This window comes from Ruegeria sp. O4 (assembly GCF_056535125.1).
Genome location: NZ_JBQERO010000001.1, coordinates 534,819 through 547,471, shown reverse-complemented (window position 1 = coordinate 547,471; position 12,653 = coordinate 534,819). Strand labels below are relative to the sequence as shown.

Here is a 12,653-nt window from a genome sequence, read left to right as displayed (position 1 = left end):
AGGTACGGCGGAAAACACCCAAAAAAGCAGACATTTTGGCGACTTACTGCTGTGTTAAGCCGTTTTCGGGATTGTCTTCACATAGGTGTTAAAGTGATCTTGTGAACAAGATCGTCCCATCGCGGCAAAAATCGGTGCGGCGGCATATCCCGAGGAAATCATGGATTTTTATATCGATCAAACGCCAGACCCGTTCGAAACAGCCCGGTTTTTCGCAGATGTGTTTTCGGCGTCGGAAGGCCCGGACGAGGGGGCGGTTATCGAAGCTTTTGTTCAAGAGATGATCGATACCACCCCACCACAGGAATTGATGGTGTGCACCGCGCGTCACGATCAGGTGCCGTTTGGCTGCGCCATCTTTTCCCGATTGCTGTTTCCACAGGACGCGCGCCGGGTTTTTATCCTGTCGCCTATGGCTGTCAGAACAGACAGGCAAAAAGCCGGGATTGGGCAGGCTTTGATTGCCTATGGTCTGGATTGCCTGCGGGCATCAGGCGTGAACGTGGCGCTCACCTATGGTGATCCCGCTTACTATCGAAAAACAGGTTTTGAACAGATTTCTGAGGCCACTGCACAACCGCCGCTAAAGCTGAGCCATCCGCATGGCTGGCTGGGGCAGTCGCTGGATGGTCAGGCACTTGCGCCACTCAGCGGCCCGTCGCAATGTGTTTCCGCGTTGAACAATCCGACGCTTTGGTGAGTGCAAGGTTCAAACTGTCAGTGAATAGGCGGGCAGAACTTATTCTTGGTTCGCGCATCAGATCCTGAATCGTGCGAAAGGTTCACAGAACCTTTTTTGCTTTGCCAACAATCAAAAGAAGGTCAGGAAAACCCAAGTAAGGCTGTCCTTTTCGCGATCAATAACCTTCGATTTCACCACCCTGCTGCCAGGGTTTGACAAGATTACCGAACCGGGTGAATTGCGCCTCGAACGATAGCTCGACCGTGCCGATAGGACCGTGGCGCTGTTTGCCAACGATAATCTCGGCCTTGCCGTGCAGGCGTTCCATGGCCTGTTTCCATTCTTCCATCTTCTCAAGCTCGTGATCGCCGGGTTTTTCACGTTCTTTGTAGTATTCCTCGCGGAATACGAACATCACAACATCGGCGTCCTGTTCGATCGATCCTGATTCACGCAGGTCTGACAGCTGCGGACGTTTGTCGTCGCGGTTTTCGACCTGGCGGGAAAGCTGCGACAGGGCAATCACCGGAATGTTCAGTTCTTTGGCGATTGCTTTCATGCCCATTGAAATCTCGGCAATCTCGTTAACCCGGTTGTCGGACATGCCGCGGCACAGTTGCAGATAGTCGATCACCAGCAGGTCCAGCCCATGTGTGCGTTTCAACCGTCGCGCGCGTGCGGCAAGCTGAGAAATCGGAAGGGCGGGCGTGTCGTCGATAAAAAGCGGGCAGGCTTCAAGTTCTTTGGCCGCATCCACGAAACGGCGGAATTCGGCCTCGGTCATGTCGCCCTGACGGATCTTGTGGCTAGAGATTTCGGACGCCTCGGCCAAAACGCGCCCGGCCAGCTGTTCAGCGCTCATCTCAAGTGAGAAAAAGCCGACGACCCCGCCGTCAATTGCGCCTTCGGAACCATCCGGTTTCAGACCGCGTTTGTATGCTTTGGCCACGTTGAAGGCCACGTTGGTCGCCAGCGAGGTTTTCCCCATCGACGGACGACCTGCGAGAATGATCAGGTCCGAGGGGTGAAGACCACCCAGTTGTTTGTCGAGATCGACCAGACCGGTCGAGATCCCAGCCATGCCGCCACCGCGCTGGTAGGCTTCGTTGGTGACATTGACGGCTTCTGTGACCGCCTTGAGGAAGGACTGGAACCCCTGTTCGGTCTGGCCCTGCTCGGAAAGCTGATAAAGCTGTTGTTCGGCCTCGACGATTTGTTCTTTCGGTTCGCTGGCTACATCGACCCGCGCGGCCTTGTCGGAAATGTCGCGGCCCAAGCGGATCAACTCGCGCCGGATGGCGAGGTCATATATCATCTGGGCGTAGTCATGTACCGCAAAGGCACTGATCGACGCGCCGGCCAGTTTGACCAGATAAGCGGGCCCGCCCAATTCCTTCAGGCCCTCATCCTCGGCCATGAAGGATTTCAACGTCACAGGCGAGGCCAGCGCGTTCTTTGCAATGCGTGCGGCCGCGACCTCATAAATGCGGGCATGAACCGGGTCATAGAAATGCTCGGACCCAATGATCGAAGCGACCCGGTCGTAAAGGTCGTTATTCGTCAAAATTGCACCCAGAAGCTGCTGTTCAGCCTCAATGGAATGCGGCATGGTTTCGGCGTTCTGAATATGCGCCGCTGCCTGCTCGATACTGCTGATCTCGTTCATCATGTCCCCGCTGCCCGTTCCGAGGTTCTACACGCCACGCCCCGGTTCAAGCTATCTGCAAATGAATGGGGGTAAGTTGGTATAACTGCCCCCCGCCTTGGGATAACTGCCCACCTCAATGGGGATAACTTAGCACCAGTTTTACACGGGCGCAGCGTTATCGCAACATTTGGTGTGTTGGCTGGATATCTTGACAAGATAGGCGCGCTTTGATGCGATTCGAAAATCAACTATCCCCAAGCCATCCACAGGCTGAAAATCACGATTTTCGCGCGTCCTGCCAGCCTCGCGGATCGTTCAGAAACGCCTCGACCCCGTCAAGTGTTTCCTGATCAAAGGCTTTTTGCGCCTTGGCCTCGGCCAGAACATCCCACCACGTGCAAAGGTGATGCAGCTTTACACCATGGTCGCCCAGCGTCTTCTCGGTTTCGGGGAAGATGCCGTAGTAGAAGATCACAGCCGTATGCCCGCAGGTGGCACCAGTTTCGCGAATTGCATCGACGAAGGACAGTTTCGAACCGCCATCGGTGGTCAGGTCCTCGACCAGCAGCACACGTTCACTTTCGCTCATTGCGCCTTCAATACGGGCGTTGCGCCCGTACCCTTTGGGTTTTTTGCGCACGTAGGTCATCGGCAATGCCATACGTTCGGCCACCATCGCGGCAAAGGGGATGCCCGCAGTTTCGCCGCCCGCAATGTTGTCAAAGGCTTCAAAACCTGCGTCCCGCATCACCGTAACGGTCAGAAAATCCATCAGCGTGGAACGAATGCGCGGGTAGGAGATCAGCTTGCGGCAATCGATATAGGTCGGGCTGGGAAGGCCACTTGCCAGCGTGAACGGCTCGCGCGCGTTGAAGTGGACGGCCTTGATCTCCAGCAGCATCCGGGCCGTCAGGCGAGCGATTTCAGTGCTGTCGGGAAAAGAACTGGGGATCATGGCGGGACCTCGGCGATGAAATGATGTTTCGGGCTGATAGCCCGACCCTTGGCCCGGAGTCGAGAGCTGTTGGAACAAAAGAAAAGCGGACCCCCCTAAGGTCCGCTGTTTCCGGGTAGTCAGCTATGCGAACACCATTGTCGCTGCGTTACCCTTGCCCGAACATGTTGACCCACCTGATCAGCATTGGTGCCAGACAAATCAGCAATAGGACAGGCATCATGCACATGGCCATCACGGCAGACATCTGCACAGGCAGACGGTTTGCCTTTTCCTGGGCGCGAAGTTCTCGGTCAAGCCGCATGTCAGTGGCGAAGCGGCGTAACGATGCGGATATGCTGGTTCCGTACTGGTTGGATTGCAAAAAGGCGTTCGCGAACGAGTTCATCTCGTCGATACCGACCCGGTTCGCCATGTCCAGAAAGGCGGCCTGACGTTCTTTGCCTGCCTGCAACTCCAGTTGAAGAACCGAAAACTCCTGCGAGATTTCCGGAGCTGCCTTGGCCATTTCATGCGAGACCCGGATCATCGCCGCGTCAAAGCCCAGCCCGGCCTCGATAGCGACTTGCAGCAGGTCAAGCGCGTTAGGCAGGCTGTGTTCGATGGCCTGGCGGCGTTTCTTTATGCGGCGCCGCAACCACAGTGCCGGGCCATAAAAGCCCAGGACCATCAGTGCCGTCACGATCTGCATTGTGTTTATCCAGGTAACACCCTGCAAAAGGTCGGCGATCCCTAACTGAACTTGCGTTTCGATCGGCAATGCCATGGTTGCGACGAACGCGGCAGGCAACACAAATCCTAGGACGACCCGAAAGGTATAATAGGTGCGAATGGCGTGCTTTTGCCGAATCCCGGCCTGTTTCAACAGCTTCCCGATCCTGGAGCGTTCGCGTTTTGACGACGGGACGAAGGCCTTCAGCAGCCCGTGCGGGTCGCTATTGTCACCCTGGATAAGGTCAAAATCCTGCCCATGCCCTTGTGAAACCGACCCAACGCGCATACGGCGTGCTGCCGTGTTTTCACTTGCCGTAAATCCGGAAAGGCCCATGACGACAAAGAAAACACTAAGGGCAATTCCGACCAACAGGATCAACTGCGGTGTGATGCGCGGATCGTTTAGAATGTCCTGAAATATATCCATATCCCAATTCCCCTTAGAATCTGAATTTAACCAGCCGCTTCAGGATGAAACCCTGGGCAATTGTCAGGCCAATGATCACCTGGGCGAAATACGGAAACAGCGGATCGCTGCGTACGTCGCCGTAAAATGTTGGGGAGGAGACCTCGATCGAAAGATAAATGATGACCGGCAAAATCGTGAGGATAAGGCTGCTCAGGCGACCTTCGGCGGAAATTGCCTTGATCTTCTTTTGCATCGTGTGCCGGTCCCGGATGGTCTGGGACAGAATGCTTAGAACGCGGGACAGGTTGCCGCCAGTTCCATGCTGAATGCCGATACTTACAGCAAGGTATTTTGCATCCTCTGTTCCGACGCGGTGCGCAAAGTCGTGAAAGGCGGTCGCGACGTCATCACCATAGTTGATCTGGTCTTTGATGATGCCAAACTCTGACCCGATCGGATCCGGCAGATCAGAGGCAACGTTTCCAACCGTCACTGCAACGGGATGCCCCACCTTCAGCCCCCGGGCCATCAGGTCTAACGCGTCTGGCAGTTGTTTCGTCAGTTTCTTCGCGCGGGCGTCTTTCATGGCGACCAGCACGATAACCGGGCCGATGAGGCCGAACACAGCGCTCAGAATGACTGCCAGTTCCGGTGCAAGGAACCGGGAGGCCCCGAAAAAGATCATCAAAACCAGAAGGGAGACGGCGAGAACCACCCAAACCGGGTTGACCGCCAAACCGGCTTGCACAAGCAGACGACGAAACCGCGTAATCAGCCCGGCTTTTTCACCAGCAGCCAGCATTGCGGGATCGCGAAGCAGCTGCAACACCTGATCCGTCGAAGCCCCGTTCTGGATCAGTTTCATGCGGCGGTTTCTGGCTTCGCCATGCGTTTCCTTGCGCGCCAGAAGCTGGTGAACGCCTTCGTAGGCAAGCAGAATACCCAGAAAAATCGAAATATAGATCAGGATGTTCAGTATGTTGGGCTGAAGGTCAATCATGATGTCGTCACCCCATGAATAAACATGTTGGTGTCCACATCGACACCCGCCGCCACCAGCTGGTCGAAGCATTTTGGCCGTATTCCGGTTGGCAGGAACTCTCCCAGAACGTCGCCGTTTTCAGACTTGCCACGGCGCTTGAAGACAAAGATGTCCTGCATCGTGATCGTATCGTCTTCCATGCCCGTGATTTCGGAAATACTGACGACCCTGCGTGTCCCGTCGCTCAGACGGCTGAGTTGCAGGACGATCTGAATGGCCGAGGCGATTTGAGACCGGATGGTTCTGACGGGCAGGTCCGCCCCCAGCATCGTCACCATCTGTTCGACCCGGCTGAGCGCATCGCGGGCCGAATTCGCATGTACGGTCGTCATGGAGCCGTCATGCCCCGTATTCATGGCCTGAAGCATGTCAAAGCATTCGGCACCACGGACCTCGCCGACAATAATGCGGTCAGGCCGCATCCTGAGCGCGTTGCGCACCAGATCCCGCTGCGTAATCACCCCTTGACCTTCCGAGTTGGGGGGACGGGTTTCCAAGCGGACGACATGGCTTTGCTGCAACTGAAGTTCGGCCGCATCTTCGATTGTCACGATACGCTGCTTGCCGTCGATATAGGATGAAACGGCGTTCAGCATTGTTGTCTTGCCCGAACCGGTGCCGCCAGAAATCAGAATGTTCAGCCTGGCTTCGACCAGCGCGGCCAGAAGCTTGGCTGCCTGTTCGTTCATGCTGTCCCGCTGGACCAACTTGTCGATGGTCAGAGGATTGCGCGAGAATTTGCGGATCGACAGCGCCGGCCCATCAACTGAACACGGGCGGATAATCGCGTTGACCCGGCTTCCGTCTTCCAGACGCGCATCGACCCATGGCTGGGATTCATCAATACGGCGGCCGACCCGGCTGACGATCTTGTCAATGATCCGAAGCAGATGGCGTTCGTCGCGAAAGCGCACGGAGGATTGCTCCAGCAGGCCAAATCGTTCCACATAGACCTGATCATAAGAGTTGACGAGAATGTCGTTGATGGTCGGGTCTTCCAAAAGGGGTTCCAGCGGGCCCAGACCCATCACTTCGTGAATGAGCTCATCAACAAGGGCCGTAAATGCCTCGGACCGTAAATGAAGGCGTTCGGCCTCGATCAGCCCTGTGACCAGCGCGGCGATCTGACGTTTCAGTTCGGACCGTTCGACCTTGTCGATCACAGACAGGTTCAGACGGTCGAGAAGCTCACTGTGCAGGCGGCTTTTAAGCTCCAGATGTGCTTGCAGGTCAACGTCCACCGGCTCTGGTGTTGCTTTGGACTTTGGCACCTCGATCGGCCGTTCCAGAATCAACACGTTCGACTTGGACGCGGCCCGGCGTGATTTGTACTCGTTAAACACGGCGATCTCCCATTATGCAGTTTTTTGTGTGGCTGGCCGGGTGCCTTCGGACATGGACGCAGCCAGTTTCGTCAGGGCCTTGCCAAGGTCCGAATGCGGCTTCATGTCCACAATCGGTCGTCCCAGATCGACCGCGTTTCGCGCAATCTTGGGGTTGTCCGGCAGCCAGTGCTTCAGTTTCGTTTCCAGCACTTTTTCGGCCTCGCGAACGTGTGCGGGTTTGATCAGCGTCTTCCGTTCGCGGTTCACGACAACCTCGACGGGCAGGGCCACGTTCGCCTCGCGATAGAAATCGATCAGGCGCCGGGTCTGGCGAACACACGGAACCGTGGTGTCAGTAACCAGTGCAAGTTGGTTCGCGCGTTTAAAGATGGGTTCGACCCATTCCACAACGGCACAGGGCAGGTCGATGACAACATAGTCGTACCGGCGCTGAAGCAGGTCGAGCATCCCCTCGATCAAGCCCGGTCGTATGGATTGAAGCGGAACCAGCGGCGCGGGCGCGCACAACACATCAATGCCGAGCGTATGGTTCTGAAGGATCGACGTCAGGAAATGATCATCCGGCTCTTCCTGATTTTCGATGAGTTGGAGGCATCCCCCGTTATCTTCAAGATCCAGAAACACGTTCGCGTTTCCGAATTGCAGATCAAAATCCAGAAGCGCGACGCGGTTTTTCGCCTTTTTCCTCAGGAAGGATCCTTTCCCGCCCACCAGCGAGCAGGCAAGGTTGACTGCGACCGTTGACGCTCCGATTCCACCGCGGGATTTTGCAACCGGGATCACCGTGCCAAGGGCAGAGGGGCCATTTCGAATGAACCCTTGCGGAAGTGATCGGGAAGAGATTTTTTCTGCTACTGCGGCTTTCAGCCCATCCTCGTCAATGGACAGGGGCAGAACCTCGTCGATGCCGATTTTCCGCAACTCGCGGGCGACCGAGATCGAAACGTCATTCTGCGTCAGCGCGACAAACAAGGTGTCGTCTTGTCGATGGGTCAGCAGGTCTTTGACAGCCAGAACCTCGCCCGCGTCGCAGGGGTCGATTTCGAAAATAACCAGGTCATGCTTGAATGCCAGATTGCGTGCTGTTCCGTTCAAAGCTTTGAAAGAACCCGCATTCTCTGAGATTTCATTATTTTGACCGGCGGGAAAGGCATTGGCGACCACCTGAGCGACGGTTTCGCTTTCAGATACAAGCATGACAGAATGTGAATTGAGATTGGAAACGTTCTTAACCATTAACCTGACTCTCCTGATGCCAGGTCTTCGGCAGGCAGCGAAACGCTGAAATTGGAAAACCCGGCTGTTGAAGGAATTGTGCTGCTGGTCGCGCCCGCGGCGTTTGCAAGCGCGGCCAGTGGCGACACGAACTGAAAATCATTCAGGTTCAGCTCAACCGTGACCATGGGTGTGTAAGGGCCACCCAGGAAGCCCAGATTGGAATTGAAATCATAGGAAAACTGCAAGGCGTCAATCGTCGTGCCGGGGGGCAGCAACGGGTTGATGCGCCCCCAGATTTCAGATGCTGTGGTGTTGGTGGCGTCACCCACACAAGCTGGCGTTACGGGGTCGGCACATACGCCAGCCGACGCACTGCATGGGGTGCCAAAGCGAGGGGACAACGCGGATGTTCCCCGCGTGTGGGTTTGTGGCACACCCGGACAGGCCGCAGGGCGCACCACAGCGATGCGCGCCGCCAACTGTGCGGCTTTTTGCGCGTTCACTCCGCTGTATGATAGCCGGCCAAAGTCCAGCAATGCCAGGAACAGGAAGGAAAACAGGGACACAACCAAGGCAAACTCAACAAGAACCCCACCATTTTGGTCGCGCAGCATCTTGTCCGCGACCTGGCGACAGATGGCGCGATTATTCCGCAACCTTGTCATTGGCCAAATATCCGCGATGTGTCAGCGACGTCGGTGGTTATCGATGACGCGCCGCTGCCGAAAAGCTTCAGTATGCCCCCCAACGGGAACTGAACGGTGATATTGGCGCTTACCTGACCGACGGGCGCCGGGTTCATGCGATACGTGCCGGACACGCAGGACAGGCTGGGTGTTACCGAGTTGACGGTTATGCTGGGGGGAAACAGGCTGTTGCCATGAATGTCACGCTCGACAATCCCTTTCAGAGTTGTGCTGAGCCCCGCGACAGTTCCGCCAGACGAACAGATATCCGAGGGCGTGACGCGCGACATATAACGGCTGGCATCCCGGACCCCGGCAATGACCGACTGGTACGACCACATAAGGCGTGCGGATTCCAATGTCACCGCCAACAGCAGCAGCATAATCGGCATGACGAGGCCGAACTCGACTAGGATCGCTCCATCGTCGCTTTTGGCGAAGCGCTTGAAAGGGGATTTGAGGCGAATACACATGAACCCTCAGCCCCTACCGATACAACTGTACGACGTCGCGAAAGATGCCGCCAAACCCGTTGCCGCCGCTGCCAACGCCGGTCACATCGGGGAAACCGACGACCTCTCCGTGGATGTCGAAACTGGGGGGTGAGCCACCGTCATCACCGACCGGTTCAGTCAGGAACACGGCAACAAATTTGGTGACCGGAACCCCAGTTGTCGAACCAGATACTGGGTTCAGCGCGCAATCAATACCGGCAGCTGTTACAACGCGCCGTGCCGGGTCGTTGGACATCTGGCTGGAACACATTGGACGGCCGGTTTCGGCAAGTGAAGGGTCAAGAATGGAATTTGCGTTCGGTGCCGCGTAGGGGTTCGTGTTCCCGTAGGCTATTTCCCTCAGATACATTCCATACCGCGTCCCGGAAAAAACGGTATCCGACCCGGACAGTGGTGGCAGATGTGTGTCGCTGCCGATGCCGTCGGCAATCCCATCTGCCAGATCGTGGTTTCGATTAAGGTACCCGGTTCGATCCCAGTTGCCGTCACCGAAACGGTTGTTTCCACCGCAGGTGCCTGCCGTCATGCACAGGTCGCGCCCTAGACCGGTTGTATCAGGGGTCGTCTGTTCATTACCCTGAATGCAAGCGCCGCCACCGTTGCTTTCAATCCCCTTGATCACATTTGGTGCGGGCGCGAAATCGATATTGTTCTTCTCACCGTTGAGAACCGAGCGGTAGATGTCAAAGCGGACGTTGAATGCAGCGTTGGTAATGCCGTTTTTCTGGCCGGGTTCGGTGTTCAGACCATTGGTCAGAACACATTGGGTGATCTGGCTTTGCGCCGCGATCAGACAGGCCAGCTTATTGCCCCCTTCGTCGGCACATACACCCGAGCTGTCTTGGAAATTCGCCAGATCAATAAAGCCGAAATTGCCCGGACCCCAAGCCGTTCCGTTGCCGCCACTGCGCAGCAATATCTGGTCGCCTACGGTCAAAGTGGATTCCCAATTCGGGGGCAGGCAGAACATTAGGGGTGAGATATCGCACGCCGCTTTCGAGTATCCGGCCACTGCCTCGGCTGAAACGCTGGCAGCAGAAAACCCAGCCCCACCAAGCATTTTGTCCAGCGCCGAAGCCAGGCTCATCGTCAGGGATTTAGGTGTCAACACGATCTGCGCGAACCTGGCCTTTCGTGGATCGGTTGTAATATCTGCGCCAAGCGGGGTCAGATCCGATGCCGGAAGCGCCGAGTGAAACAGGAGGGTATAATCCGAAGATCCTGAAAGCGTGGTCGCCCCGTTTGCGAATGTCTGGCTGTCGCTGACAAGATTTGCTGCTGCATTTGTGGCTCGCGTAATCGCGTCCGGTTGGCCGTCCAACTCTCCCGCTGCGGCCAAAGCTACGTTGTCGGCGAATGACTGAAGCTCTGCATGTGTCGAATTCAACCGGCCAACGTCCAGTGTGATTGCAAAGAACCCAAGGAATGCGACCAAAGCAGTGCCCCACAGGATCGCGACGGTGCCGTTCTCCTCTTGGGCGAATGCGGATATGATAGCGCGAGTTGGCATGGCTGAACTTATTGACCGGGTGTCTGACTGACTTTGATTGGGCGAATGCGGGGTTTGACGCGCGGAGTCGCGGACGCCGGCGCAAGCTGCGCATCTTTTTGGGTATCAGGTTGCAATTCGGCGGCGGGCGCAGTTTCTGTTGCCTGTTCCGCTTCTTCCTGTTGCCGCTGGATGGTCACAACCTCAGTCTCGGTTCCCCGGCGCAGCTTTACAGTGGGTTGAATATCCACCTTTTCTACCGGTCCTTCCTCCTGCAACAGATCGCGCAGGCGAACCATCTCCATGGGTTCATCCTCGACGCTGTCCAGGGTGCGCAGTGTCAGGCTCAGGGTTCCGGCCTTTTGAGCCAGGGCCAGACGTTGACCTTGCTGCGGGGTCACTTCCACCGTAATCGTGCGGGCGACCTCCGGCTGATCGCTTAATTCTTCCGACTGCTGGTCCACGCCAATGACGCGAATATTCTGCAAGATGGTGACCGCGCGCAGGTCCTGCTTGGCACCTTGGGTCAAGACGATATCAACGTGATCGCCTGGGGTAACAAAACCGCCCACGGCTGTTACAGCATCGACCTCGATCGCCATGGCGCGTGTGTTTTCACCCAACTTCTGAACAAGGGTGACTTTTTCTCCAAAGTTCGAAACCTTGGAAAGAAGCATTACTTCGCCGGGATAGAACCGGCCCTTGGCGCGCCGCAGCTGACGGCGATTGTTTGGAACAAGTACATCAATGTCCGTGAAAACTCCGGCCGGGAGCGCCTCGCGCGGCCAGGGGTGAATTGTGACGTCGTGCGCTTCGATCGTTTGACCAAACGCGATTTCTGATCGGGCCACGTAGATCTCAACCAGATCGGCATCTGGCGAGACACCGGCAGTGCTTGTCTTAAACTGAATGTGATCTTTCGCCAGGTAAACGGAACCGGACGCTATCGCAATTCCAAACAGTGTAGAAATGATTGGCCTGATACGCATCACTCTCTCCAACAATTACGTTCTGAAATATGGAACTTCGGTCGTCTTGTTTTCGCGAAATTCCTGGCGGTGAACTCTGCGCCGCAACAGTGGCGCGGCGGCACAGAGCTCTGTATTTTGGTAAGTGTGTTTGGGTCAGCAGGTCGCGCTACCCAGAGCAGCGCATGCACCAGTCACGTTTGTGTTGGTAGTGGTGCCCAGATACGAGAATGCGCCAACTGCAATCGACGCCACGACCAAAAGAGCCAGGCCATATTCGACAATTGCTGCACCGCTTTCATTCTTAACAAACTTCTTCATGAATTTAGTCATTATTTCCCCCAAATAGGTTAGACGTTATCAGCGCTCCGTATTCTTGAGCGCAAGCCAGGCGAAAATGCATTAGCTCGGGAATCAGAATAGGAACGGGGGAAATGCGTGCCTTCCTTCAAAGGTAATTGAAATACACCTTTTGGTTGAATCAATTGAAGAAAATCACCCTTTTGGGCGAATACATTTAACCCTGCGTTAACAACGTATTAACGTTCAGCGAATCGCCCTTTTTCGGAAACAATGAATTGAGCCGGGTCGCAATTGTGAGCGGGATGGTGGTTGATTTTTACTGACCGGTCTGGCGTTTGCGGATTGGCATCGTGCGGTTCAGTGATGACAAGACTTAGAAAAGCATATTAAAAACAGATATATAAAGTTTCTTAAAAGCCTTTGTTTGAAAACTTCCCGCGCAGACAAGCCGATAATTCCGGTTGCTGTGACTTCGAAAGGAACACAAATTTGTTGTAGTAACCCGAACCTGTTTGTTTGGTCGGTCTGTTTAGTTGAATGGTTAATTGTTATGAGTGTGAGTTTTTTAAAGAGCGCTCAGGCGAGGGAGAGTCTGGACTTTGTAGTGGAGTGGACTCAGGCCCTATGCGGTAATGGCTCCGTGTCTCGATCCGTAAATTGTTTAATGCGCCTGGCAAA

12 protein-coding genes are annotated in these 12,653 nt (G+C 55.6%); 1 reads left to right on the top strand and 11 read right to left on the bottom strand.

Annotated elements, in window-relative coordinates:
* Positions 1-160 precede the first annotated feature (160 nt).
* Positions 161-700, top strand: a complete 540-nt coding sequence (locus ACR0J7_RS02680; protein WP_480913220.1) for a GNAT family N-acetyltransferase — start codon at positions 161-163, stop codon at positions 698-700.
* A 157-nt stretch (positions 701-857) separates the two neighbouring features.
* On the opposite strand, the gene ACR0J7_RS02675 is transcribed toward ACR0J7_RS02680, so the two are convergent.
* From ACR0J7_RS02675 to ACR0J7_RS02625, 11 genes are all read right to left on the bottom strand, one after another.
* Positions 858-2,348: a replicative DNA helicase gene (locus ACR0J7_RS02675; protein ID WP_267366870.1), complete on the bottom strand. Its 1,491-nt coding sequence runs from the start codon at positions 2,346-2,348 to the stop codon at positions 858-860.
* A gap of 259 nt (positions 2,349-2,607) precedes the next feature.
* A complete protein-coding gene (locus tag ACR0J7_RS02670) occupies positions 2,608-3,285 on the bottom strand; it encodes an orotate phosphoribosyltransferase (RefSeq protein ID WP_480480645.1) in 678 nt (225 codons plus the stop codon).
* Positions 3,286-3,433: 148 nt separating this feature from the next.
* Positions 3,434-4,426 carry a type II secretion system F family protein gene (locus ACR0J7_RS02665; protein ID WP_480538002.1) on the bottom strand — a complete coding sequence of 331 codons (993 nt, stop codon included), beginning with the start codon at positions 4,424-4,426 and terminating at the stop codon, positions 3,434-3,436.
* A gap of 13 nt (positions 4,427-4,439) precedes the next feature.
* Positions 4,440-5,408 (bottom strand): type II secretion system F family protein, encoded by a 969-nt coding sequence (locus tag ACR0J7_RS02660; protein WP_480480649.1) that lies wholly within the window; start codon positions 5,406-5,408, stop codon positions 4,440-4,442.
* Positions 5,405-6,793, bottom strand: a complete 1,389-nt coding sequence (locus tag ACR0J7_RS02655; protein ID WP_480485453.1) for a TadA family conjugal transfer-associated ATPase — start codon at positions 6,791-6,793, stop codon at positions 5,405-5,407. Before ACR0J7_RS02655 ends, ACR0J7_RS02660 begins: the two co-directional genes overlap by 4 nt.
* A gap of 12 nt (positions 6,794-6,805) precedes the next feature.
* A complete protein-coding gene (locus ACR0J7_RS02650; RefSeq protein ID WP_480528352.1) occupies positions 6,806-7,993 on the bottom strand; it encodes a CpaE/TadZ family protein in 1,188 nt (395 codons plus the stop codon).
* A 38-nt stretch (positions 7,994-8,031) separates the two neighbouring features.
* Positions 8,032-8,679: a TadE/TadG family type IV pilus assembly protein gene (locus ACR0J7_RS02645; protein WP_480913218.1), complete on the bottom strand. Its 648-nt coding sequence runs from the start codon at positions 8,677-8,679 to the stop codon at positions 8,032-8,034.
* Positions 8,676-9,173 carry a TadE/TadG family type IV pilus assembly protein gene (locus ACR0J7_RS02640; protein WP_209503746.1) on the bottom strand — a complete coding sequence of 166 codons (498 nt, stop codon included), beginning with the start codon at positions 9,171-9,173 and terminating at the stop codon, positions 8,676-8,678. Before ACR0J7_RS02640 ends, ACR0J7_RS02645 begins: the two co-directional genes overlap by 4 nt.
* A 13-nt stretch (positions 9,174-9,186) precedes the next feature.
* The gene (locus ACR0J7_RS02635) at positions 9,187-10,725 is read right to left on the bottom strand and encodes a pilus assembly protein TadG-related protein (RefSeq protein ID WP_480869390.1); all 1,539 of its coding nucleotides are present in this window, start codon (positions 10,723-10,725) and stop codon (positions 9,187-9,189) included.
* Positions 10,726-10,733: 8 nt separating this feature from the next.
* Positions 10,734-11,693 (bottom strand): Flp pilus assembly protein CpaB, encoded by a 960-nt coding sequence (cpaB, locus tag ACR0J7_RS02630; protein ID WP_480480662.1) that lies wholly within the window; start codon positions 11,691-11,693, stop codon positions 10,734-10,736.
* A 135-nt stretch (positions 11,694-11,828) separates the two neighbouring features.
* Positions 11,829-12,005, bottom strand: coding sequence for a Flp family type IVb pilin (locus ACR0J7_RS02625; protein WP_209503749.1), 177 nt, complete (start codon positions 12,003-12,005; stop codon positions 11,829-11,831).
* Between the last annotated feature and the right edge of the window lie 648 nt (positions 12,006-12,653).